The sequence below is a fragment of the Exiguobacterium indicum HHS 31 genome (assembly GCF_001939065.1).
In the GTDB taxonomy this organism is placed as follows: domain Bacteria; phylum Bacillota; class Bacilli; order Exiguobacteriales; family Exiguobacteriaceae; genus Exiguobacterium_A; species Exiguobacterium_A indicum.
In genome coordinates, this window is the sequence record NZ_MPSZ01000001.1 from 773428 (window position 1) to 797821 (window position 24394).

At 45.4% G+C, this 24394-nt stretch carries 30 protein-coding genes and 1 pseudogene; 17 read left to right on the plus strand and 14 right to left on the minus strand.

The features are described from left to right. The first annotated feature begins 79 nt into the window (after positions 1-79). Both N179_RS04160 and N179_RS04165 read left to right on the plus strand, forming a co-directional pair. On the plus strand, positions 80-808 hold the full coding sequence (locus tag N179_RS04160; RefSeq protein WP_023468234.1) for a GntR family transcriptional regulator: 729 nt from the start codon (positions 80-82) through the stop codon (positions 806-808). Between the two features lie 1122 nt (positions 809-1930). Then, positions 1931-2908: a DUF2268 domain-containing putative Zn-dependent protease gene (locus tag N179_RS04165; protein WP_075642300.1), complete on the plus strand. Its 978-nt coding sequence runs from the start codon at positions 1931-1933 to the stop codon at positions 2906-2908. A gap of 272 nt (positions 2909-3180) precedes the next feature. On the opposite strand, the gene N179_RS04170 is transcribed toward N179_RS04165, so the two are convergent. After that, a complete protein-coding gene (locus N179_RS04170) occupies positions 3181-3423 on the minus strand; it encodes a hypothetical protein (protein WP_035397490.1) in 243 nt (80 codons plus the stop codon). 302 nt (positions 3424-3725) lie between these two features. Between N179_RS04170 and N179_RS04175 the strand changes: the two genes are divergently transcribed. From N179_RS04175 to N179_RS04185, 3 genes are all read left to right on the plus strand, one after another. Beyond that, on the plus strand, positions 3726-4004 hold the full coding sequence (locus tag N179_RS04175) for a hypothetical protein (RefSeq protein ID WP_075642301.1): 279 nt from the start codon (positions 3726-3728) through the stop codon (positions 4002-4004). A gap of 47 nt (positions 4005-4051) precedes the next feature. Continuing rightward, positions 4052-4552 carry a hypothetical protein gene (locus tag N179_RS04180; RefSeq protein ID WP_058713048.1) on the plus strand — a complete coding sequence of 167 codons (501 nt, stop codon included), beginning with the start codon at positions 4052-4054 and terminating at the stop codon, positions 4550-4552. Between the two features lie 689 nt (positions 4553-5241). Beyond that, positions 5242-5526 (plus strand): DUF3784 domain-containing protein, encoded by a 285-nt coding sequence (locus tag N179_RS04185; RefSeq protein WP_058265975.1) that lies wholly within the window; start codon positions 5242-5244, stop codon positions 5524-5526. 22 nt (positions 5527-5548) lie between these two features. Here N179_RS04185 and N179_RS04190 read toward each other — a convergent pair whose 3' ends face one another. Further along, a complete protein-coding gene (locus tag N179_RS04190) occupies positions 5549-6226 on the minus strand; it encodes a hypothetical protein (protein WP_075642302.1) in 678 nt (225 codons plus the stop codon). A gap of 70 nt (positions 6227-6296) precedes the next feature. After that, positions 6297-6764 carry a GNAT family N-acetyltransferase gene (locus N179_RS04195; RefSeq protein WP_058265903.1) on the minus strand — a complete coding sequence of 156 codons (468 nt, stop codon included), beginning with the start codon at positions 6762-6764 and terminating at the stop codon, positions 6297-6299. A gap of 77 nt (positions 6765-6841) precedes the next feature. On the opposite strand from N179_RS04195, the pseudogene N179_RS17280 reads away from it, so the two are divergent. After that, a pseudogene (locus tag N179_RS17280) lies at positions 6842-7453 on the plus strand (DUF3885 domain-containing protein). A gap of 26 nt (positions 7454-7479) precedes the next feature. On the opposite strand, the gene N179_RS04210 reads toward N179_RS17280, so the two are convergent. The 4 genes from N179_RS04210 to N179_RS04225 form a co-directional block, all read right to left on the minus strand. Then, entirely contained in the window at positions 7480-7719 is a 240-nt protein-coding gene (locus tag N179_RS04210) for a hypothetical protein (protein WP_075642304.1), read from the minus strand. A gap of 239 nt (positions 7720-7958) precedes the next feature. Further along, positions 7959-8336, minus strand: a complete 378-nt coding sequence (locus N179_RS04215) for a VOC family protein (protein WP_058265907.1) — start codon at positions 8334-8336, stop codon at positions 7959-7961. Positions 8337-8353: 17 nt separating this feature from the next. After that, positions 8354-9517 (minus strand): MFS transporter, encoded by a 1164-nt coding sequence (locus N179_RS04220; RefSeq protein WP_058265908.1) that lies wholly within the window; start codon positions 9515-9517, stop codon positions 8354-8356. After that, entirely contained in the window at positions 9514-10497 is a 984-nt protein-coding gene (locus N179_RS04225) for an ROK family protein (protein WP_075642305.1), read from the minus strand. Before N179_RS04225 ends, N179_RS04220 begins: the two co-directional genes overlap by 4 nt. A 265-nt stretch (positions 10498-10762) precedes the next feature. Here N179_RS04225 and N179_RS04230 point away from each other — a divergent pair, with 265 nt between their 5' ends. The 4 genes from N179_RS04230 (at position 10763) to N179_RS04245 (ending at position 13337) form a co-directional block, all read left to right on the plus strand. Continuing rightward, entirely contained in the window at positions 10763-11668 is a 906-nt protein-coding gene (locus tag N179_RS04230) for a methyl-accepting chemotaxis protein (protein ID WP_058713054.1), read from the plus strand. 109 nt (positions 11669-11777) lie between these two features. Continuing rightward, a complete protein-coding gene (locus tag N179_RS04235; protein ID WP_058713055.1) occupies positions 11778-12266 on the plus strand; it encodes a GNAT family N-acetyltransferase in 489 nt (162 codons plus the stop codon). Positions 12267-12300: 34 nt separating this feature from the next. After that, on the plus strand, positions 12301-12879 hold the full coding sequence (locus N179_RS04240; RefSeq protein WP_075642306.1) for a GNAT family N-acetyltransferase: 579 nt from the start codon (positions 12301-12303) through the stop codon (positions 12877-12879). Beyond that, positions 12861-13337 carry a GNAT family N-acetyltransferase gene (locus N179_RS04245; protein ID WP_058265912.1) on the plus strand — a complete coding sequence of 159 codons (477 nt, stop codon included), beginning with the start codon at positions 12861-12863 and terminating at the stop codon, positions 13335-13337. Before N179_RS04240 ends, N179_RS04245 begins: the two co-directional genes overlap by 19 nt. Positions 13338-13376: 39 nt before the next feature. On the opposite strand, the gene N179_RS04250 is transcribed toward N179_RS04245, so the two are convergent. Then, positions 13377-14429 carry a C45 family autoproteolytic acyltransferase/hydrolase gene (locus tag N179_RS04250; RefSeq protein WP_023468255.1) on the minus strand — a complete coding sequence of 351 codons (1053 nt, stop codon included), beginning with the start codon at positions 14427-14429 and terminating at the stop codon, positions 13377-13379. 160 nt (positions 14430-14589) lie between these two features. Between N179_RS04250 and N179_RS04255 the strand changes: the two genes are divergently transcribed. Together N179_RS04255 and N179_RS04260 are read left to right on the plus strand one after the other, a co-directional pair. Next, a complete protein-coding gene (locus N179_RS04255; RefSeq protein WP_075642307.1) occupies positions 14590-16296 on the plus strand; it encodes a methyl-accepting chemotaxis protein in 1707 nt (568 codons plus the stop codon). A gap of 124 nt (positions 16297-16420) precedes the next feature. Continuing rightward, complete coding sequence (locus tag N179_RS04260) at positions 16421-16990, plus strand: GNAT family N-acetyltransferase (protein ID WP_075642308.1); 570 nt, start codon at positions 16421-16423, stop codon at positions 16988-16990. Here N179_RS04260 and N179_RS04265 read toward each other — a convergent pair. Next, positions 16956-17465: a DNA topology modulation protein gene (locus N179_RS04265; protein ID WP_075642309.1), complete on the minus strand. Its 510-nt coding sequence runs from the start codon at positions 17463-17465 to the stop codon at positions 16956-16958. The genes N179_RS04260 and N179_RS04265 overlap by 35 nt on opposite strands. 81 nt (positions 17466-17546) lie before the next feature. On the opposite strand from N179_RS04265, the gene N179_RS04270 reads away from it, so the two are divergent. Then, positions 17547-17969: a hypothetical protein gene (locus tag N179_RS04270; RefSeq protein WP_143404454.1), complete on the plus strand. Its 423-nt coding sequence runs from the start codon at positions 17547-17549 to the stop codon at positions 17967-17969. A gap of 32 nt (positions 17970-18001) precedes the next feature. On the opposite strand, the gene N179_RS04275 is transcribed toward N179_RS04270, so the two are convergent. Then, on the minus strand, positions 18002-18748 hold the full coding sequence (locus N179_RS04275) for a bacteriorhodopsin (protein WP_075642311.1): 747 nt from the start codon (positions 18746-18748) through the stop codon (positions 18002-18004). A 151-nt stretch (positions 18749-18899) separates the two neighbouring features. Here N179_RS04275 and N179_RS04280 point away from each other — a divergent pair, with 151 nt between their 5' ends. After that, positions 18900-19340 carry a VOC family protein gene (locus N179_RS04280; protein ID WP_075642312.1) on the plus strand — a complete coding sequence of 147 codons (441 nt, stop codon included), beginning with the start codon at positions 18900-18902 and terminating at the stop codon, positions 19338-19340. 20 nt (positions 19341-19360) lie between these two features. On the opposite strand, the gene N179_RS04285 is transcribed toward N179_RS04280, so the two are convergent. Both N179_RS04285 and N179_RS04290 read right to left on the minus strand, forming a co-directional pair. Continuing rightward, positions 19361-20629 (minus strand): NAD(P)-binding domain-containing protein, encoded by a 1269-nt coding sequence (locus N179_RS04285; protein WP_083639905.1) that lies wholly within the window; start codon positions 20627-20629, stop codon positions 19361-19363. Between the two features lie 36 nt (positions 20630-20665). After that, entirely contained in the window at positions 20666-21112 is a 447-nt protein-coding gene (locus tag N179_RS04290; RefSeq protein ID WP_055968020.1) for a MarR family winged helix-turn-helix transcriptional regulator, read from the minus strand. Positions 21113-21232: 120 nt separating this feature from the next. On the opposite strand from N179_RS04290, the gene N179_RS04295 reads away from it, so the two are divergent. From N179_RS04295 to N179_RS04305, 3 genes are all read left to right on the plus strand, one after another. Further along, entirely contained in the window at positions 21233-21712 is a 480-nt protein-coding gene (locus N179_RS04295; protein WP_075642314.1) for a GNAT family N-acetyltransferase, read from the plus strand. Positions 21713-21866: 154 nt separating this feature from the next. Further along, a complete protein-coding gene (locus N179_RS04300; RefSeq protein WP_075642315.1) occupies positions 21867-22484 on the plus strand; it encodes a flavodoxin family protein in 618 nt (205 codons plus the stop codon). Then, positions 22481-22966, plus strand: coding sequence for a YusW family protein (locus N179_RS04305; RefSeq protein WP_075642316.1), 486 nt, complete (start codon positions 22481-22483; stop codon positions 22964-22966). The genes N179_RS04300 and N179_RS04305 overlap by 4 nt, the downstream gene beginning before the upstream one ends. A gap of 40 nt (positions 22967-23006) precedes the next feature. Here the strand turns inward: N179_RS04305 and N179_RS04310 are convergent, their stop codons facing one another. Together N179_RS04310 and N179_RS04315 are read right to left on the minus strand one after the other, a co-directional pair. Next, the gene (locus N179_RS04310) at positions 23007-23792 is read right to left on the minus strand and encodes an endonuclease/exonuclease/phosphatase family protein (protein WP_075642317.1); all 786 of its coding nucleotides are present in this window, start codon (positions 23790-23792) and stop codon (positions 23007-23009) included. Then, positions 23789-24319: a GNAT family N-acetyltransferase gene (locus N179_RS04315; protein WP_075642318.1), complete on the minus strand. Its 531-nt coding sequence runs from the start codon at positions 24317-24319 to the stop codon at positions 23789-23791. The genes N179_RS04310 and N179_RS04315 overlap by 4 nt, the downstream gene beginning before the upstream one ends. Between the last annotated feature and the right edge of the window lie 75 nt (positions 24320-24394).

The following is a 24394-nucleotide window of genomic DNA, read 5'->3' on the forward strand; positions in this document are numbered from 1 at the left end:
GAAAGGATCGGGGTATATCTAGCCCTGATCCTTATTTTTTGTTATATTATATGTATATGTCTATACATGGGGTGTTGTCATGTCTAATAAAAAGAAACCAAAGTATGAAAAAATTGCAGATGAATTACGAGAACGGATTCTTCATGGCGGATACAATGTGGAAGAAGCGATGCCAGACGAGATTCAACTAGCAGAAGAGTTTGAGGTCAGCCGGATGACCATGAAACGTGCTCTAGAAATCCTCGTACTCGAGGGGATCATCTATCGACAACGAGGACAAGGGACGTTCATTTTACCGTCAAGCTTTTCCCAAGGAAGAATCAATGTATTAAACAAAGAGTCACAAGGGTTGACAAAGCTGCTCGGAGAGCGGGCTGTCAGAAGTGAAGTTCTTCAGTTCGAGGTTCGTTTTCCGGAAGCCGAGGTCGCACGCCATCTGATGATCGAGAAGACCGATCCCGTTTATGAGATACGGCGTGTTCGATATGTTGACGACGAACCATACGTGATCGAACACACGTTTATGCCGTCTTCATTAATTACCGGAGTGACGCGAGAAGTTCTTGATAGTTCGATTTACCGGTATATCCAAGAAGAACTCGGTTATACGATCACGAGCTCGCATAAGATGATTCGGGCAGACAAGCCGAATCAATGGGATCATGAATATCTCGGGAACGAGGAGACCGATCCTGTCATCGAAGTAGAGCAAGTCGTATTCCTTGGTAACGGAAAACCGTTCGAGTATTCGTTTTCACGCCATCGTTATGATAAGTTCGTCTTTACGTCTGTCCATATCGGCAGATGATAAGATTTAATCTGTTTGAGATTAAAGCGATACGTGATCATGTCAATCATTTAAAAGATATGTTACTTTTTCATCAGGAACAAAATGGTTTATATCGATTTGATGATCAGCTAACGTTAATGGATATGAACTGAAACAAGTGCTCAATCGTGACGGTCATTCACGGGAGATCATCCAATTTGTTCTTGGATCAGCTACGATTATGAAGCATGGTCAGTTCGAGTCGGAACGTCATTTGAAGAGTAGTGTAATAATTGAAGATTCGCTTGAAAATTTAAAAATATGGCTCTTTAAGATACGTCGACAAGAGATGAGTCGATTTCAAGTCAAACAAATAAAGGTCAAAAAACGATCAGAAGCGATTAAAGTATATGCATGAAAGAGAGCGGCGGGAATATGCGAAGTATATGGACGATCTGAACTATTTGAAGCGAGTTCCAGATCATCACTTGAAGTGCGTCACATGTATAAATTTTCGGATGGTGACCAACATGTCGCAGCAATTAGTCCGTACTGTCATGCTCGCATTCATCGCTGAATAGATGGTAGTACGTATAATCAGAAATTAATAGATAAAAATTGATGCAAAGGAAAATTCTTTTCGATTCAGACGAATTTATTAAGATAATTTTATACGAAAGGAATAAACTGATGGGCATCTAAATTTCATCAAAAAAGTCTGCATCTGTACAAGATGTAGACTTTTTTGATGAACGTTATATTAGTTTTTCAATACGTAACACGTGTTTAAGTGTATGCGATGTTTCTTTTAACTCAGGTTTTTCAAGAATATAAATAATTAATCCATCTCGATTTCTCGTCAAATTGACACGATAGACATCATTTGGAATGGAATGCTGTAAGGCTTGCGAAAACTGATGTTGATCGATCTGTAAATAATCTTGAATCGTACCACTCTACCCAACTAACATACTAATCACTTCAAACGATGAGAATTTTAGAAAAACAAATGTATACGTAGATAACGTTATCGGTTCTTAAAAATGGTCTATGAACAAACTGGAACTTACTTTTTTATGGATAGATGGAAAATAAATCTATATAATTATTTTATAAGCGTTATACGATACAATCATTTCAACAATAAGGTGGTAAATAATTATGAGAATACGTCTAGCGTTCTTTTTATCAATACTCATTTGTTGTGTATCAGGATGTACATTCCAACCGACGCAGTCGACTGAGAAACAAAAGTCCACTATTCGAGAAGTTGAACTAGCAAAAGACCAGCATGCAAAAATCATCACGTTGTACCCAGCCTATATCGACTACATCACAAAAGTTCAGAAAAAGATGAAGGACACAAACGTCACGGACGAGGACCTACAGCGAATCTTTGATAAAACCGTCCGTCGGGAACTGGATCGCATTCAGAAAGAGCAGGATATCTTTCTTGATTTCAAGGGGTTCAATGACGTGTTTTCCGCCACTTCCTATTTGAACGATTTAAACAGATTGACGAAACGTTTGATGCATGAAGAGAAAGAAAATATGAAAGCTGTTCATGAGGCACTCCGAAAATCAGCTGACCACCTTCCTGGTAAAGATAAGATTATCCTGATGCTACCATTATCGGAAGAGCATCGATACGCCGCAAAGGCGACGAGCGGGCTGATTGGTTTTACGATGAGCGATGGTAGTATGGTGATTATGTTAGGTGAAGAGTATATGCATGAGATATTGGAGTACGTTGTTGCGCATGAGTATAATCATTCCGTAGTGAACGAACATCCTGAAATCAGACAACCAAGTTCCATCGACTATCTCATATTCGAAGGTAAAGCGGAGGTGTTTGCGAAGGAACTTTATCCTAAAGCGCCCCCTATAGAAACAGAAAAGATGGCTTTCAACGATAAAAAGAAGATACTCGAACAGGTTAAGAACAACTCCTTAAGCTACGAAGAACTTAGCACTGGAAGTGAAGCGAAGGATGTCCCTCGATTAACTGTTTACAGTTTAGGAACGGAGTTAATGTCAGATTTCCGACAAAAAAAATCTGAGCAGACACTGCAAGAGTTTTCATTAACACCAGTTTCAGATGTCATTCATGAAGGAAAGTTTAAATTGATTCTTGAGTAAAGAGGAGAAGGTGCATAAAAAACACTGACGATTGAAGCGAAAAAGTAAATACTTTCAATCTAGAAGGTCAAAACGCCAAAAGCAACCGAAGATATAATAGAGAATGTGAAGAGCATACTCTCAGATAAAGTTATGCTGAAGTGACAGCGTGACGATCTATTGGATATAAAAATGTTTTCTCTCTTACATATACTCTGAGGGAGCGTTCTTTTTAGACAGTCACATCTTTGTAAGAGCTTAGACATTCGTTATCCAATTCGAACGATCCGATTTTATGCGAAAATCCCTAAAAAATTCAAGACAGATAGTACAAATAAAATTAAAAGAACTATCATTAAAATAAAAGCTAACATTTTGCCTATACCTCGATTACTAAAGATAGCAGCTAATAAAGCAAGGACCAGACCACCAATGAGGATGGCGTCGCCCCAAAATCCATTAATCGGGAATGTAAAAAGTACCAAGAAAGTAAGAACCATTAATCCGATAGAAATCCAGCCAAGTTTTGCTCTCAAGAGAAGACCCCCTTTTATTTGTATAAATTCCATTATCAATATACAAAAAATGGGATGTTATTCAAACAATTAGAGGTGTACGTCTCTCTTCTAAACGTCTGTCATCCTATCTTACATACTTAATGATAACTATGAATCATCCTCTTATACGTATCGTAAATTTTGATTAGGTTAGTTTTTTTATATTGATAAGCATTTTTGGTGAAAATCATTAAAGTAAACTTACTTTTTAATACAAATAGAAGGTCGTATGGTAGAGTGATGATTGTCAACTATTAGCTATGAATAAAGGAGATTTGAGGATGTTATCTTGGCTCGGTATACATAAAGTAGAGAAACAAAGACATCAATTTTTTGGGAATATCGAAAAGCGGACTATAACTTTAGTTTTACTGACGTCCGTGTTGGTTTCATATGGAATCAAGATGTTGTTGACGTATGTAATTCCATTCGCATATTTGAAGGATCCCATCGTTGCTGTTTTGCCGGGAATAATTGGAGTATTGGTTGCTGTAATATACGTATTCGTTCTAGAGAGACGACTTCAAGAGAAACACGATGAAAACATGAAGCAAGGCTGACGAATTAACAACATAAATTGATAGATTCATGCTTGGAGGTACTTATCATGTTTACAGTCGAAAACTATATTGATTCAATTAAGATCCATCTTGAAAAGCAGTCAGGTTTAGTGGAGGACCAACTCCAGAAAATCTTTTCTTATCCGTTCTCTAAGGACATCGAAGTACTAGATTTCACAGCATTCATTGAACCGACTAGATTCGAACTTTCGGTCATCATGTTCTCAATGGATAAAGAAGCAAGTGAAGTATTTAACGAAGGAAACGATTCAACTGTTTTTGCTGGGAGCGAAGATGTATTACAAGAAGTCGAATATCATCAAATGAACGACAGTCAACTCGATGTTTTTTTTGAATTTCATGAGCAAAATGAAGAAAAGTTAATTCCACAAGAACAAAGCGTTTTTGCACAATGGTTCAGATTGTGCTGGGAAAAAGCTGGTGGAGCGTCACTAAATCTTCCATCGTACTTTACGATACACGATAGTGATGATTCTCTTGATTTAAAAAACAATTGTTGGATGGATGCTGAAGAAAAATGGTCTTGATGAAATAAGAATGGTAAGCTCCCTAAAAAAGTAGACAGCTTTGATATTTCAACTGTCTACTTTTTGGGGGAGCTTTTACTATAGCTACATCTAGATTTTGATAGGTCAAAAACAATACATCATTTTCGTCACGATGGGTGAGGATGGAACAGACTCGATTAAGTCAATCGCCTCGCTCTTCGAGTTTTCAGTCACGCCCTTGAATAGTTGAAGGACAAAATATCGCATGGGAGTATTCTCTACATTTGATAATCGAACAAAGTGGACACGCTAACCAGAAGAACTAAGGATGAAAGCTTTACATGCGGTTCTGACTCAAAAGGAATCGCTCTCTAGCGCTAAAGCATTTTTGGTAGGAATCATATAGTAGAACGATGTTCAGCTCACTATCTTAGTTGAGCTCTGCGGTCTTTGCTCTTACTTGATCGCTTGAGTGTTATTCCTTACACGCAGATAGAATCAATAAAGAGATACAGATAATGGGTACGATTAAGAGTTTCAACATACGATTGTTCTTTCGGTCATTTACTAATTCAACATATTACTGTGGTAGTGTACTTATGATATTTTATGTAACGCAGACTGCTTATAGAACGTAAATGGATAAATAACATGATATTTATTAAAACAGGAGAAAGGAGCGAACGACCTTGAACGATTCCATCGTGTATGTCGTGATTTTAATCCCCATGCTAGTGTTTGCGATCGTTTTATCAAGAGGAAAGGGTGCCTCATTGCTTGCAGGATATAATACGATGTCAGAAAGTAAAAAGGAAACATATGACGAAGTCGCACTGTGTAAATTCATGGGGAAAATCATGTATGGGATTAGCTTTAGCCTATTATTGATCGCATTCAGTGAGATATCTGGATATTCGTTTTTATTCATAGTAGGCTTCGTTCTACTCGTGTTTTTTATAATTTTTGCAGGCGTCTTTACGAATACGAAGAATCGATTTAAAAAAGAACTGTAAGTTCGTCTAAGTCAGTATGTCTTTAGTCGTTTAAATCATAATGTAATTTAGAGAAAGGGCGACTAATCTTAAAATCGAAGTCAATCAACGTCTGTATATCATTTTTTTGACGATAAAGTTCTCTCATGAATTGTAAGAAAATGTAGCGACATGTGTATAAATCGTCTCCTGTATCTTCTCGCATCGCTGCGTAATTAATCTCCTCACCAAGCGAATCATACACGATCGTCTCAAACTCCAGATTCGTATGCCACATGAAATCTAAAAACCCATGCAGGACTGCTTTTTTATAGGTCTCTAGTGAAAAAGTAGCCAAGAGTTGATTTTGATAATGAAATTCTACTCGTTTTTTTCGATAGAAAAATCGAATAATGAACTGGTTAGAAATTTCTTCGTTTTCATATGGAAGTGACCAATCGAACTTTTCGATGTCATGCAAATCATTCGTGGTCACACTTTTTATTAATGAATGCCAAAATTGGAATAGCTCGCTCACGTGTGCGTTAAAAGGGAGAGGCATGCCCTCTATACAAAAGACGACTTTTCCAGCAGGATAGCCGCCAGTTCGACCAAAAGCATAGTTAAAGATATCGTTGTCGATCGTATGGGTCATCTCTACGAATCCTGGATAGGTTTGATTCACATCATGCTCTTCTTTTTCAGGCGGAATTTCAAGATAGCTTTTAATTTCGAGATTCATAAAAGCGTCCTTTCTGTTATCTCATAAGAGTAAAGTTTTAATAGTTGCTGTTGTCGCTCACTAGAACGTGTTAAGCGTCATCAATATTATAAGCGAAAATATACATGGGTGAATTCGTCGTCTCAATCGCCTCAACTAAAGTCCATCCTAATTTTTTATAATATGCTGAAGCGTTTTCTGTTTTTAAATAGATTGTTGTGATCTGTCGTGATTTGGCGTAGATGATTAATTGATTGATCAGTTGCTGCGCGATCCCTTGATTCCGATAGACTTTTTCAACGAATAAAGAAGCGAGCCAAGGCGTATAGGCTGGTCGTTCGTTCAAGTCATTTTCAAAGAGGGAGACGGTTCCGATACACGTGACATCATCTAAGGCAATCAACGTCACAGGATACGACTCATCTGATTTTTTGTCTAAAAAGGCTTTTATTTGTTCATAGGGTGTCGTTCCTTTTTTCTTTTGAACGAATTCGGTATGAATCATTGTGGCAACTACTTCTAATTGTTCAGGATGATTCGATAATGTATCAATGATCATCTTTTCATTCTCCATTCTAGACTGGTTATATCGATCGTTAAATTAATCTGTCCTCATCAGAATAAAGGAGCTTTGGAATGAACTTCGAACAATACTTGCAACACCATTTTGGGAAGGTAAACTTATTTGATCGTTCCTTTGTCGAGAAGGATTTCGTAATTCATGTAGACTTAGTAAAGGACCTGTATCAGTTAAAGAAAAATTCAGATGAAATCAACGAGGAATACTTCAAACAGGCATATCAAAAATCAAACGAATTGTTTGAGGATCTATTCCGAGAAGAGTAGTCCCTTTACTTTATCGTGCATGTGAGAAGCGAGCGCGGTAAGTATCAAAAGTCAGCGACGAAAGTATTCCGTCACTTAAAAAGAAGAGAAGATCAATACAACATAAAGTTCGTAGAGAAAATGATGGATGAAGAAGAGCAGGTATCCGAATATGCCGTGTTATTACCGAACAAAAACGCATTAGATTATAAGCGTTTAATCAAAGCGATCTGCCATCAGGATTTCCCACCGCTGCAACCAAGATTTCGTCAAACATATACAGACTATCCGGAAGTCTTTTTCGTGAACGTGGATCAAAAGATCGTCATGAATATCTATGATGATCGCGGTTGTTTCCTACTGTTCGGTGATTCAGTAACGTATGACGTGTTCAAGAAGAAATATCGTAATGATATCAGCTAATCGAATGTAATCGCTTTTAGAAATACTCAAGCTAGTGCCAAGAAGCCGATCACTGAAAAAATAAAAAGCACCAATAGAGAAGTGAGCAATGTTAACGCAAGGATTTTCCCTGTATTTTTTAGACTTATGATGGCGCACACTAGCGCAAGCAATAGTCCAGCTAACATATAGTTCGTTCCCCAAAAGCCATTGAACGTTAAGAGCTTAACAGTAAGGAAAGTAAAAACCACAATACCGATTGAAATCCATCCTAAGTGCTTTCGCATAAACTGCCTCCTCTTAAACGAATACGTATAGTCATAATTTGGTTCATTTTTAGCATATCATTACAAATGTTTACAGTGAAAGAGTTTTGTAATCGTCGCTTAAAGATAACCTGAATAAAATACGTGTCAGACAACTGCTCGTCACGGGACATACCAACAAGCAGCAAACGATGGAACAGTCATCGATCAACAAACAATCCCTCACTCTAATCAGAATGAGGGATTGTTTCGTTTCATCATTAGACCGTCAACTCAATCACATTACCTTCCGGGTCTGCGATCGTACTTTCATAATACCCGTCACCCGTCGTCCGGGGACCGTCAAGGTGTTGTATACCGGCGTCCCGTAACCGAGCCGTCCAGTCGTCGACCGCTTGTTTGCTGCCAAGCGAGAAGGCGAGGTGGGCATACCCGAGCGCATTCATCGTCCGTTCCGTGATATCCGTCCGTTGCATCAACTCAAGGCGCGCACCACTCGAGAACGTCAGGAAATACGATGTGAACCCTTTCGCCGGATTATGATACCGCTCGCCTGCCGTAGCATCAAAATGTGTTTCGTAGAATTGACGCATCCCGTCAAGGTCTGCCACCCAGAGGGCGATATGTTCAATCTTCATCTCCATTCCTCCTTTTTTCAAGACGCTTTTGCCAATCGCTGTCTGAATAACATCCGGTTCAAGCCTTCCGTAGCGACCAGCATCAAGAAGATGAGACTGATCGTAAACCAATGGAACAATGATAAGGAGTAGGACGTCGCCAGCCATCCGAACAATGGTGGCATGAAGGTACTACCGGTATAGGCGAATGCCATTTGTACCCCCATCAGCCGTTGCGCCGCAGCTTCTCCGAACCGTACCGGCGTCTCATGGAGCATTGCCGGGTAAATCGGTGCGAGACCAAGCCCGACAAGTACGAAACCAAGCGGCATCCAGGCAGCGGGTGCGAGGATGAAACAGGCGGCTCCGACGAATGCCGTCCATTGACCGACACGAATCAATCGACGATTCGACCAGCGCAGCGACAGAAAACCACTGATGAATCGCCCCGCGGTGATGCTTCCGTAATAGACGGAAATCCACGTCGCTGCTGATGTTACGGAAAAGGACCGGACTTGGACAAGATAACTACTGCCCCACAGCCCGACGACCGCCTCAACCCCACAATAAAAGCAAAACGCTGCGAGAGCGGCGATCAATCCGCGTGGTTTTCCGGACGACGTATTCACGGTCTGAACCTGTTCAGACACCTGTTTCGGAGCCCGTTTCCAGAGCGGTAAACTGACAATCAAGACAATCATCAAGACAAGTTGCAATGCACCGACGACGAGGTAACCTAAACGCCAGCCGGAATCGAGCAATACACCAGCCATGATGAGCGGACCAGCCGTCGCACCGATGCCCCAAAAGCAATGGAGCCAGTTCATATGATGTGCTTGATAATGGGTGGCAACGAAGTGGTTTAACGCCGCGTCAACGACTCCAGCACCGAGTCCGAGCGGGATCGCAAGGACGAAGAGCCAAATCAAGGACGGAGCAACGTAAAAACCAATTAATGCCAGTGCCGTCAAACCGGCAGAAGCTGCCGTGATCGGACCCGTTGAATAACGTTCGATCAAGCGACCGCTAAACAAACTCGAAACGATCGTTCCGGCAGCGATCGTCATGAAGAGCCACCCTGCCATGTCGAGCGGTGCGTCGAGATCGAGCCGCATCACGGGCCACGCTGTACCGAGTAACGCATCCGGAAGACCAAGACTGATGAAAGCGAGATAAATCAAAGGTAATAGTAAACGGGTCATCGGGCGAGTCCTCCTAACGGAATTTGTTCAATGAATGACTGGATGCTCAGTTGCATCAGACCATCTAAATAATCAGTTTCCCAGTCGCCTTGCCGCAAATGAGGTAATTTGTCGAGCGGAAAGCGCTTGGCGCAGCGTTCCGTCAACCGTGCTAATCCGTCATCCGAGACATCTGACGACGTAAACAAGATGACATCTGGATTCAAGGTGACGCTAAACGAGAGAATGATCCGGCATAACGCCTCATACCAGTCGTCAGAGTATGGTGAACTCTCTGCGAGAATTTGACCGACATTTTGCTTGTCGTCAAACGGGATGAACGAGATCTCTCCAGCAAAGTGATGTGCTCCGCGGACGACATGACCTGAAACGGCGACGCCGGCTCCCGGTCCGTTCGTCCCGAGATACATATAGACGGTCGTCTCGTTATCAGAAGCTTGGGCACGAACCGCCGCGTTCATGTCATTTTCGACGACGACGGGTCGCTTGAACCGTTCCGTCAGTTCTTGTTGCAAGGGGCGACCGTCTATCGTCGGATAATCCGGGGCGAACAGGATCGTGCCGGTTGTATCAACGGCACCGGCAACACCAATCGCAAGCGTTTGAATATGTGGATGATCGTCGAGTAATGTTGTCAGCGTTTTCAATAAAACAGATACATGATCCGACGAATCGAAGTTCAGGCGATCCGTTGCGATCAGATGTCCCCCGACGTCGTGGATACGATACTGCAGATACGTGCGTTCGAGATATAGAGCGAGTCCGTGGAAGCGATCCGCGCGATAGCGATACCGTTTTGCCGGACGCCCTCCGCGAACCAATTCAAGTGGTGTCTCTTCAATTTCAAGAGCAGCGATCATCTGATCGATCTGTTTGCTCGCAGTCGGAAAACTGACATCCAAAACGTGACGAATCGCAGGGATCGTATCGAGATGGTCAACTAAAAAAGCGTGACGTGTACGTGAAATGAGTTCAGTCAAACAAAGACCTCCAAACTAGTTTACTTATTAAAAAAGTTTAATAAGTTTTGATTTGAGTATATCAGGTTGGGAACAAAAGACAAGTTTAAAAAAGAGGTGTAGGATATGAATATTTAGAAAAATCACGTTTCATTCCATCGCTGTCTGGCTATATGTAAAGAAGATAAAAAAATTTTAGTCATATATCTTTAATTCATACTATTCCGATTTGTAATATCTTGGATAGCCTGCAACGGGAGGTAGATGACGAGAGGAGTTTGTAATCATGACCACCCAACTTTCAACCAACCTAGGATCCCAAGATATTTTAGCCTCCCTGCAAGATAATGTCGCAATGATTCGATTTGACCGGCAACGTCGTGTCGTCGACGTCAATGGTTTATTCGCAAAGACGATGAAATATAAACGAGAAGAGATGATCGGGATGCAACATCACCTCTTCTGCACGACGGAGTTTGCAATGAGTGACAGTTACCAAGCATTTTGGCAGAAGCTGTTTAGTGGCTTCAGTACGGCAGATAAAATTGAACGCATCGATGCGCATGGTCAATCGATTTGGTTAGAAGCAACCTATATGCCGATTTACGATGGAACGGAAGTGACCGGTGTTTTGAAAATTGCCTCCGATATTACGGATCGTCAGCAGACGATTCAAAAGTTCGCGACTTCGTTTGACACGATTGCTAGTGATTTGAATACGCGGTCGACGCATGGCGAGCAGGAAAGCGAAGCGTTACGACGAACGATCGAACAGATGGCCGAGACGACCCGTGATAACCATCAGACGATTGAACGGTTGCAACGCCAGGCACAGGACATCACTCAAGTGACCGAGACGATCAAAACAATTGCGTCACAGACGAATCTCTTGTCACTCAATGCATCGATTGAGGCAGCGCGAGCCGGAGAACACGGCAAAGGATTCAATGTCGTCGCGACGGAAGTCCGAAATCTCTCAAAGCTCGTCGAACAAGCCGTCGTCGATGTCCGGCAAACGACGCAGCGAATGAATGATGAACTGCAGCGGATTGCCCGTGCGATGACGCAAGCAACGTCGGATGCACAAGCAAGTGTCACCGTCGTCTCGGAAACGGTCGATCGCTTCCATGACGTTCAGAGTGCGGCATCGACGTTAACGAAGACAGCGCGAGACTTTACAAAAGCCATTTAAGTGAGAGACGGCATTCCGATAAACGGAGTGCCGTTTTGTATAAAAAGTATCCCTACACCTTGGAATAATATGTTAATATACTACAAAACGAAAAGGGAGCGAACTTCTGATGAATATCCGCACTGCTCGACCTGACGATTTTCAGGCATTGATTCCATTGTTCCAGCAAATCCACGATCAACACGTCGCCTTACGACCTGATCATTACCGTCCGCACGAGATGCCGGTTTCGGAAGACTTATTTTTGTCGCAACTCGAGAATCCGGATTATGCATTACTCGTTGCGGAACAAGATGGGCTTGCCGGTGTGATCGTCCTAAAGGAAGACATCGTCGAAGGAAGCGGCTTCGTCTTCGATAAGCATTACTTACGCGTCATCAGTCTCGTCGTTGCGGATACGCATCAAAAACAAGGCGTCGGGAGACGATTGATGCAAGCCGCTTACGCGCACGCGGAAACGATTGGCTGTGACAAAATCGAACTCGGCGTCGATGACGCCAATCAGGAAGCGATCGTCTTTTATGAGACACTTGGAATGGCTGTCCGCTCGAGACGAATGGAATGGAACGTGACGTCAAGCAGGGAAACGACGACTTGACGTCAAACAACAGGTACTAGAAAGGAGAGAGGTCATGTTCAGATTACAAGTATCCGATCACGTATCGCTTCAATTGTTTGAACGGCACCATGCGGAAGGATTATTCGCCCTCGTCGATGCCAATCGCGCACATCTCCGCGAATGGCTCGGTTGGGTCGATGGTGCAACAGAGGCAAGTACATATCAGGAGAGCGTCATTCCAGCATGGCTGCAACAATTCGCCGATGGCAACGGCTTTACGTGTGGCATCTATCTTGAGGACGAGCTCGTCGGAACGATCAGTTTACATGAAATTAATCGGCATCTCGGGCAAACGTCGATCGGCTATTATCTAGGAGAAAATGGACTACGAAAAGGTGTCATGACGGACGTCGTCCGGTTCGTCACGAACTATTGTTTCGAGACGCTCGGCTTGAACCGTGTCGTCATCGAGTGTGCGACTGGAAACCTCCGGAGCAGACGAATTCCGGAACGACTCGGCTTCATGGAAGAAGGCGTCTTACGGGACGCTGAGAAATTATACGGGACGTATCATGACATTGTCGTCTATGCGATGTTACGACGGGACTGGACGAAAGCGCAGGAGGTGGCAGCATGCGCATCGAGCAAATGAGTCAAGCGACGTATGACGCTTACTTACCGGTCGCAATCGAGGAGTATGCGGCAGAGAAGTGTCGTGCCGGTACATGGTCAGAGAACGAGGCGCTCGAGAAGGCGACAGAAGAATTCGCAACATTGTTGCCAGAAGGTCTGAAGACGAAGGATCACTACTTATTTACGTTTCGTGACGAGACGGGGAACGATCTCGGAATGGTCTGGGTTCATGTGACGGAAGAATCACGCGGGCGTTCCGCTTTCATTTTCGACGTCAAGATTACGCCCGATAAACAAAACCAGGGCTACGGCAAGGAAGCGCTCCGCTTACTGGAAGTGATGTTGAAGCGGATGAACGTTAAGAAGATTTCGTTACATGTCTTCGCGCATAACGAACGAGCGATTCATGTCTATGACTCGCTTGGGTACGAGAAGACGGATTATCATATGTCAAAACGTCTCGATGTCAGCCATTAAAAAGCTTCCTCTTGCGCAAGCAGGAGGAAGCTTTTTCGTTTAACGCCACGTCTGTAATGTATTCGCGAACTGGATATTCGTCTCCAGTTCTCCCGTGATCTCGCTTGCTGTAAAGTCATTGCCAGCGAGCCAGTCGGCAAAGTCGAACGTGACTGGTTCCTGATCACCACCGAGCGCGAACCAGACCTTCAACTCTTCCGGGAAGTAGGCAGACGTATGAATCGTTCCCGCCCACTGGGCATATAAATCAGCGAAGACGCCTTTATCGGTATCGTTGAGTAGTCGGAAAGCGGACTCCGCATCTTGAATCATGTGTTGATGGGTCTTCAACTCCATCATCCGACGTTTCGAGTCATCCAGATGATAGCGGTTTTCGTGTTGCAGCAAATCGAAGTGATTGGTGCACATGTTCGATTCCCGCACTTGGACGTCGCGTGCCGTCGCCTCGATGACGAACGAACGCGCCGATTTATCGTGGACGACGTACGTGAACGATCCGCGATGCGGAATTTCCTTGACGAGTGAAATCGCGTCGTCGACCGACGTGCACATCTCGAGGATGATACGCCCGATCATGAAACTGACGAACCCATCGCCCGGACGGCGACGGTTGATGAAGTTGTAGCCCATCGCAAGACCATGTTCATTCATCCCGTCCATTCGACCGGTTACCCGTGATGCCGGACCGATGATCGCTGATCCGCCATCGTTCGGTTGAAAGACGGAAAATCGACCATCATATGTCATCGGATGGTAATCATAGTTACGGACGAGGAAATTATCACCGGTCATGATCGAACAACCACTTTTCGGTCCTTCGACCCGGTAATGCCCGAAATGGAGTAACGTATCCGGAAGCGACAGTTCAAGTTCGTCCTGGAGTCCGAGTAACTCGTCCCAAATATGCGGGGCGTACCGGAGAAACATCTCCTTCGTCTCGACCGGATCGACTTGAAAGCGCGGAACACGGATCTTCCAGTTGTCCTCCCGGTTATGGAGCAACTGGTTTCGTTTGACGTAACGCCCTTGTTCGCGACCGAACTCATAATGACTGCCGCGGAATTGTGTGATCTCATTGGCTACACGTTGCATGGAATCCATCCTTTCTTCACCTGCTGTATGCTGATTATATCGAACACGAGAGAGAAAGTCGTACGGCAGGGCTTTGCTTGAGCACATCAAAATATAGGAATATTGAAAAATCAATCAACTATTTTAATCCTGAACCGATAAAAAAACGGGAGGGGATGGAATGAAACACATGTCAGTCAGACGGAAGATTCAAGTATTGATTGCGACAGCAATCATCTCAATGCTCTTAATCGCAGGAGCAGGACTCTATTTCTTGAATCAGATGTCGAATGCTTCACGCACGATGTATCAAGAAAATCTGATACCAATTCAAGAGGTGGCACAGATCCGAATCGATACACGGGCACTCGATTCCTTTTTAGTCGAGATGATTTTGACGAAGGACGAGACTCGAATCGGTGAACTGCAGGCGGATATCGATACGCGACAAGCGCAAATCCGTTCATCGCTCAATAAGGTAGAAGATACAGGACGATTTACCGCACAGTCAAAAAAACAATTAGAAGACTTAAAAGATAACGTCCTAGCCTATGATAACGGGATGAGCCTCGTCCAAGATGCCGCGACGCGAAATGAGAACGAAGAGGCTTATAAAGCCTACTCGGAGAGTTTGGAGCAAGTCCGGGACAATGTTGCCAGTTCAGCGAAGTCGTTGATGGCTTCGATGACGAGACAGGCGAAGGATCTGAACGCTCAAAATCAGTCAGAAAAACAGACCGCCTTTTACTTAATGCTCGGGATTATCTTATTAGGTGTCGTCCTATTCGTGGGACTTGCTTTATACATCACGCGTCTGATTACCCGTCCGATTCGTCGATTACAAGGCTGGATGGACCAATCGGGTAACGGTGATTTGACGGTTCGTGGCGATTATGATTCTAAAGACGAACTCGGTCAATTGACGACGTCCTTTAATGAGATGATCGCGTCACAACAACAAGTCGTTTTAGAATTGACGGGAACAGCAGAGCGTGTCGCTGTTGCTTCAGATGAACTCAGCGTCAACGCAGAGTCGACGACGAAAGCAACCGAGATGGTCGCTGTGACGATGGAAGAGATGGCAAGTGGTGCGAGCCAGCAGCTGCACCAAGTGTCCGATGCTTCACGGACGATCGAAGAATTAACGACATCTGTCCGTTACGTCGCTGGAAATGCGCAGCAGATGACGGAACGCACAGCTGATGCGATGGAGAAAGTCGCACTCGGTGGTCAAGTCGTCGGAACACTGGGGACACAGATGGGACGGATTCAAGAAGACGTCTCGCGCCTCAGCCACGTCATCGATGGTCTCGGTAACCGATCTCAGGAAATCGGACAAATTACGGATTCGATCAAAGGTGTCGCGGCGCAGACGAACTTGCTCGCGTTAAACGCAGCAATCGAAGCAGCGCGCGCCGGCGAACAAGGACGCGGATTCGCCGTTGTCGCAGCGGAAGTCAAAACGCTCGCTGAGCAGTCCGCAGTCTCGGCAAAACAGATCGAGTCGTTGATTCGTGTCATCCAACAAGAGACGGAAGCATCGGTTGTCTCGATGGAAAAAGTCTCAACCGAGATGACGAGTGGAATCGCTGTCGTCGATCGGGCAGGCAACTCGTTTGCGGAAATCGAGACAGCCATCACCGACGTGACAGGGCACGTCGAGGAGGTATCCGGTGCCGTTCAGGAAATGGCGGCAGCGAGTGAACAGATTGCTTCTGTCATGCGGACGATTCAAGCAGTGACGGAAGGAACTGCTGCCGGAACGCAAAACATCTCCGCTTCGACCGAGGAACAGATGGCGTCGATGGAAGAGATTGCGTCCGCGTCCCAATCACTCGCAACGATGGCGGATGATTTAAAACACGTTACCGGACGATTTACAGTATAAGATTAAAAACGACCTCGATGGAGACATGATCGAGGTCGTTTTTTGTAGGAATAAATGAGAAAAGAAGGGGATTCATGGAAACGCGTCGTATGTATCTGAATACTATATTTTAGGAGGCATACATATGAACTTTCAATCGTTATCGACCAATAGGCTGGATTTGATTCGCGTTACGGAAAGTCACGTCGATGCTTTGTATACGATCTTATCTGATTCCCGCGTGACTCAATATTATGGCATTGATCCGCTCACGTCTCTTGAGGAAGCAAGTCAGATCATCCATTCATTTGATCAAACGTTTTCTATGAAACGAGGAATCCGATGGGGCATGATCGACCGTTCGACAGGGCGGTTCATTGGAACGGTCGGACTCAATAACTGGAGTCCATATGCGAAAAAAGCCGAACTCGGATTCGAATTACATCCAGATTTTTGGCGACGAGGCTATGTATCGGAAGCTGTTCAAGAAGTCATCCGGTTTTCGTTCGAAGAATTGGCGCTTCATCGGTTAGGTGCGGTGACATTTCTTGAGAACGAAGCGTCCTATCGCTTACTCGAAAAACTCGGATTTACGTTTGAAGGCGTCTTACGCGGCTATCTCTATCAAGGCGAAAGGTCGCATGATGCACGGATGTACGGTCGGTTACGAACGGACGTTATCACGCCTCAGGTAAAGATTGAAGAAACTGTTTGACAGCACGGCGGGACGTCAAATGAATGACCTGTTTATCGGACGTCGCTGTAAGCGTTGAGAGGATATTCGGTCGTTTATCGATCGGGAAACGCCAAATCCATTTCAGAAAATCGAACGATAGTTTCTCCGGGCAGTCTGCTGCCATATCCGGTCGACCGGTTTTGCGGTAGCGCCAGGTCCGTTTCAGCGCCCGGTACAGACAGAGTGTCCGCGGTAAATCAAGGAAAATGATCGTATCCGCGGCATTGATTCGGATATCAAGCGTTCCACCGTAGTTGCCGTCGATGATCCAGGTGTCGCGTGACGTGAGCGTGTGTTGAATCTGGCGTTGCTCCTCACGCGAAACCGCCTCCCAATTCGGGCGCCATAATAAGGTGTCGAGGTGATCGACGGGATAACTGAGTTTTTTGCCCATCTCACGGGCGAGCGTTGATTTACCGGACCCACCAGAACCAATCAAGATGATTTTTCGCATCATAGACCTCCTATTTTTTGTCATAGGAATTGATCATACCACGGTTTTCTAGTCGAGGATAGAACGAAAGGAGTGGATAAGATGGTACCTAGTTTTATACTGGAAGGGATGACAATCGTTTTTACACTACTCGTAATCGGCTGCGGCGTGATATTCCTGCCGCAGCGATGGAAGCGATATGGCTTGATTTTACTTGGTTTGGTGGCAATCGGGTGCAGTTCCTTCTGGTACATCCGACCGACGCTCGTTAATCAACAGATTGCTGAGAATACGAAGCTCGCAAAAGTAGAACTAGCACGCCAGTTTCCAGGTGAAGCATATACGATGAGACCACAGAAGTTTTCATACGAATCGGCAGCAAATCCGTATATGATTGAAGTCGAATTCGCGAATGAACCGAACATGATCTATATGTTGAAATTTCGTGAAAATGATATCGAGTTAGCGGGTGATGTCATCAAAAATGAAGATATCTCATATGAACAACAACATCAGTTCAAATAAAGACCGGATGCTCAAAACATCCGGTCTTTTGATTAAGTCGATTTTAAATTTTTCGTAGCAGACATCGTTTTGACAGCGAAGAAGGCAATCAGACCGAATCCGACCTTGTTGATCAAGTCCGCAAAGTTATAGATCAATTCGCGGACGAGTTGCACCTCGATGCCGGGTGTAAACAAGGTGACGGCGTAACCGACCGGATAGATCGCCCATCCGATCAAGATGAACAATCGCATTTGCAGCAAGGCTTTGCGAATTGGGGCAGGCTTATCTTCAGCGGCTTTCGTGACGTTCGTGAACAAGAGATAAATGATATAAAACCATGCGATACAACCGACGACGTATGCCCAAAGACCGAGTTGTGTGAAGCCACCCGTCAGATTGATGGAGGACTCTCCGATATAACCACCGATGATCATGATGATGTCCGCGATGACGAGTTTCGTCAGAAGGGAACGTCCTTTCCCACCTTTTAAACCGAGTAACAGCGGAAACTTGATCAGCAAGAGAGGGGTCGTGACGAGCCAATCGATGTAGCGGATTTCAGTCGGAAAGCCATCGATCTCCGATAACAAACCGGATTCCCCGACAGCTTGCTTCATGAAATAATAATGAATCGCGGCGACGAACGTGACGAGTGCAGCGACTGTTGCGGTCGAGCGGTATTCCGGGGCGAGGGAATTTCGTTCGACGAGAAAATAGAGCGTACCGGCGGCCATTCCGACAAATCCGACCCAAAACATGTACTGGGTCGCAAGAACGAGAAGGTTAACGTCTTCCATGTTGTTTCGACTCCCTTTCGTAAGTGGACACGACCTTTCATACTTATATTTTACTGACGATACAAACTTCAGACACCACGTCGAAACGCTCTTGATGTGCAGTCTATCAACGGTTTGACAACATTTTGACACACTTGAGGAGGAGTGACGGATGCCGATTAAACGAACGGATCATATCAGCCTGAACGTCGTGAATTTAGAAGAAGCGATTCACTTTTTTTCGCTTTGTGGTCTCGAAGTACGCGGACGATGGGAGATGAAAGGAGAAATACTCGATCGATTATTGAATCTAGAGAGAGCGGAGACGGATTGTGTTGCACTCGGATTACCAGGTGAACCAATCTGGCTCGAACTCGTTCGATTTAAACACCCACGCGACACGACTTCCGTGATCCAATCTGTCCACACAGGTGGATTGCGTCATCTCTGTTTTGAAGTGATAGGACTTGATACACTCCTCGAACAGTTAGAGGACAATGGATATCAGTCGATTGGCGACGTTGCGAATTACGAAAATGAGTATCGCCTATGTTACGTAAGGGGACCGGAAGGTGTGATCATTGAGTTGGCAGAAAAAATCGGACCTGTCTAAGACTGGTCCGATGTATATTTTTAAGAACAACAGGAAGTCGATGATTGTGGCAGGGAAACTTTGCACACACCCGTCTCCGGTAATGATAACTTGACCTGCTTGGCACGTGCCTCGTCTCCGACAAGAAAAGCAACGACTGATCGAACTTGTTCATAACCGGTCGCAAGCAGGAAGGTCGGAGCACGACCGTAACTCTTCGCACCGACCAGATAAAGTCCGTGATCTGGATGACGTAACTCCGCTTCCCCATGTGGACGGACAGTCCCGCAACTATGAAGGTTCGGATCGATCAGAGGAGCAAGTATTCGACTACTCTCGGTGACAGGATCGATATCAAGTCGTACTTCCTCGAGGAACGAGAAGTCGGGTCGACTTCCTGCGTTGACGATCAGCTGATTGATGTGATGAAGGGACCGACCATCTATAGCATTGATGTCAAACGACTTTCCTTTCGATTCAATGGATTGGGTCTTGAAACTGGAATGAATCTTAATCTGATCTCGTTCAACGAGCTGACGGATACGCGAACCGAGTGCCCCGCGACCTTCAAGTGCATCTTTATCTTCTCCTCCGTAGGCTTGAACGGGGTCCGATTTGCGAAGGATCCAATGAATCTCCGTTTCAGGATGTTGTGCTTTAATGGAAACGAGTTCAAGGAGCGAGTTCAAAGCCGAGTGCCCGCTACCGATGACAGCGACGGATTGATTAGCGAAAACAACAGTATCACGTTTCGCATCTACGATCGAATACCGGACAGGTAAGTTCTGCTCGATTTCGACTCGATGCCCGGAACTGATTGCAGGGTTTGGTCGCCCGAGGACACCAGACGCATCGATGACCGCGCGAGCGAGAATATGTTTACGACCATTCGGCGTATCTATGACTAATTCGAACGGCGTTACTTCACGTGAGGCATTTGTCATCTTGTCTAGACCTGCCCGTGAGATCGAGAGAATCTTATGTTGGAAATGTAGAGAGGGAGCAATTTCCGGTAATGCAGCAAGTGGGGCAAGGTATTGTTTGATCAATTCAGTTCCGGTCGGCACAGCATCGTTTGCTGGTGCGATCCATTCCGTCAGCTCGAGCAAGTGACGTGCTGCGTCACTAATATTGTATTGCCACGTCGAAAACATCCGGACGTGCTCCCATTGTTTGATATGGTGGGCAATCGAAGGACCTTTCTCAAATAGTAAAAACGATTGACCTTCCACTACAAGTTGAGCTGCAGCTGCAAGACCGATCGGACCGGCACCGATGATGACGATGGGGTGGGAAGAAGCGTATGACATGAATAAAACCTCCTTTTTATTTGTAAGTTGCAAGTATTAGAGACATGGTTTACAGCAGACGTCACTCTCGCCCATCTTCGTGTTCAGCAAGTCGATTGCCTGGAGGACATGTGCTTTTTCGAACGAAGTCATTGATGAGAAGATAGAATCAAGATACGTGTTCATCTCTTCGTCAATGGCTTGAGCAACACGCAATCCTTTCTCGGACAGGCGAAGTAGGTGAATTCGCCGATCGTTGATCGCGGGACGCTTTACGAGTAGATCCCGCTTAATCAATGTTTGCACTTGTCGGCTGAACGTAGTGATATCAAGAGCGAGTTGGTCCGCAATTTCTTGCATTGCGGAGTCAGGATGTTTGGCAACCTGATACAGCAGATGGCTTTGAACGAGAGAAATTTCTTCTTCTAGGACGGCGCAACAATTCTTATTCAATAATCCGAAGCGCCGGGTGAACGTTTGAAATAGTTCACGAGTTTCATTCATGTATAGCTCTCCTTTCTCTATTTTGCTTATGAATCAGTTATACGATATAAACTTGCAAATTGCAAATAATAAATATATGATTTTCTCATATTCAATTGTAAATCAGGGAGGGGGAATTCGATGCTTGTTCGTTCGATGGAAGAGAAAGATCGTAGCACTGTGATAGCTATCTATCGTCAAGGAGTAGAAGAAGGAAACGCGACGTTCGAAACGATGATTCATGAGCAAGAGTGGTGGACAACGCTGATGCAATCTGAACGATTCGTCCTAGAGCAAGCTGGAAAAGTGATTGGTTGGGCTAAACTGGGACGTGTTTCTGAACGTCATGTCTATCGTGGCGTACGAGAAATCAGTATATACCTAGAGCGTTCCGCTCGAGGACTCGGCGGTGGACGATTCTTACTAGAGGCATTAATCACCTATGCGGACGCCAACGGGATTTGGACGCTTCAATCACACATGTTTCCAGAAAACATCGCAAGCAGACGGCTGCATGAGCGACTTGGGTTCGAACTAGTCGGTCGACGACGTGCCATCGCACAGCATCATGGTGTTTGGCGAGACACGTTGTTGTTGGAGCGACGAAATGACCTCCGGTAATGTAGTGATGTTTCCGCGTTTGATTGTTCAATTCAATTCTTCTACCATGACCCGCCTTCGCTGAAGCGAAGGTTTTTTAGTTTATTCGTCGATGGAAGAAGGAAAGTACTAAAGACGAATGATGTCACCTTAAATGACGGAGGAGGATGGACGGATGTTGCACGCTTTATTTTTAAACTGCACCTTAAAAGCTTCAGGTGAACCATCGAATACGGAGGCGCTGATCCGTGACGTGATCGCATATTGGAAACAAGAGGACGTCACTTCTGAAATTGTCCGCATCGTCGATCATCAAGTCGCGTTCGGCGTCACGGAAGACGAAGGCAACGGGGATGAATGGCCCGTTATTTTTGAAAAGGTGAAACGAGCCGACATCGTCGTCATCGGGACCCCGCTCTGGCTGGGAGAAAAAAGTAGTGTTGCGACGCAAGTCATTGAACGATTATACGGAGGAAGCGGTCTGACGAACGATCTTGGACAAGCGATCTACTACAACAAGGTCGGTGGCGTCATCGTCACGGGGAATGAAGATGGAGCTAAACATGCGTCTGCTTCCATCTTGTACGGTCTGTCGCACATTGGCTTTACGATTCCGCCGAACGTCGATGCTTACTGGGTCGGTGAAGCGGGACCCGGGCCATCGTACATCGAAGCAGGACGGAACAACGATTTTACGAAGCGACACGCACAGTTTTTAGCTGCCAACCTATACCATTTTGCGAAGATGTTAAATGAGCATCCGATTCCAGCAGAAGGGAATGTGATGGAATGAAGAGACAACGTTTAACAGGATACGGTGTCGCAACGTTATTCGCCATGAGTTTAATGCTGGCGGGTTGCGGAAATGACGAAGCGTCAACGGACAAGGTCGAAGACGGATCAACGAATTCGAACACGACCGACGACACGATGCAAGACAAAGATACGGTGACAAAAAATGCCGACACGGATTATGGCTTCAACAGTCTGTCGATTGAAGCGGACGTTGAAGGGGATAACGATGCCATTGATATTAGTTATGACCGGGATAATGACCGAACGGAAGCGGAATATCGCTATAAAGGGGAGCAAAAGCAAGGAGACGACGCGATGGCGGAACTCGACGCGAAGTTCAAGAACTTAAAGATTGATGCGGATACATCTGAGAATGAGGTCATCAGTGAGGTTGAACGTGTGTTTGCGATCCAAGATGCTTCTCGCTTAGAGGTTGAAATCGAATTCTCAGACGGAACCGAAAAAGAATATAAAAAATAAACAACAGGTCTGCACCCGTAAGGGGTGTAGACCTGTTGTCTTAGTGTAGCGTCACATGAGCGAGGACACCGTAATGATCGCTCGGTACAAGGTGATGCGGCAGTCGATGTTCGCCGATCAGCTGGACGTGCTGTAAGGTCACGGGTGAAAGCGAACGCTGACAGAGTAACCAATCATATCGAACGGGGCTTGTGATGCCGTCATTCTTCCTTACGTACGGATTCATCACGGAATCAAGCGTCGCGGCGGCAATTTGTCCTGTACGAGCGGCAAAACTGCCAGCAAGATCGACCCACTCCTTAAGCGCAGCTTGATGCAGAGCGGAGTTTGGACCATCATTAAAGTCACCGCCTAAGAACTCGATCGTCGTATCATCTGTCTGTGAGGCAATCCATTCGTTGACGAATCGAAGTTGATCGAGTCGAATGTCTGAAGCACGCCAATTGAAATGAATGTTCGTCACGGCAAAACGAACACCCTCAATCGAAAACGGGATCCGAATCGCACAGTGGTGGTTGATGTTTGCTGTCGCAGCGGCACTCGAATCCGTTCGTTCAAACGGCAATTTCGTCAGGATGGCAAGTCCTTCATCCGGTGAATCCATATAAGGATCCATCATCATATACGGATAACCGGTCGCCTCTGCGAGGTGCTCGGCGATCGAAATAAATGGTTCATCCGGATGAAATGTCGACATGACTTCTTGTAGGAGGAGAATGTCCGGTTGGTGTTGCTTGATCTCCGCGCACAACGCCTCGAACCGTTCTTGTCGTTTGTGCGGATGATGCCAAATGTTATATGTCGCAATCGATAACGAAAGACTCATAGCTGTAAGCCCATCAGAACCGTATCGTAAAAGCAACCGTCCGATAGTAACCGGTCATGACGCAGTCGTCCTTCTTCTTGAAATCCATGTCTCTGATAGAGGCGAATGGCGCTGAGGTTCGTCTCAACAACCTCGAGCTGAATTTTTTGCAGGGATTGCGCTTTTGCCCAAGCAACGATCCGTTCCATCAGTTGGGTACCGATTCCTTGCCCCCAGTCGGATTGAAGTACACCGAGTCCAAATGATGCCTTGTGCGCGAAACGTTTTAAATGAAAACCACGACACCGGGCGTAGGCGATGAGTCGTCCATCGCGCTCGACGACGAGGATACGATCCGGAACCGAGTAATCGCGTAACTGATCTGCGAAATCCGTCGCGGTCATCACGTCCTCACCAGGCATTCGGTCGAAGTATTCCGTTTCCGCATCGAGTGTTTGGCGGAGTTCAGCGAGGGCTTCAGCGTCACTGAGTCGAGCCGGTCGAATCTGGTACCGTTGTGTATCGAACGAGTGGTGCATCGTCTGCATATGTAATCCTCCGTTCTAGATGGAATATGCTATCATTATGGCAGGGATGGTATCATTTGTAAATTTAAGGAGAGA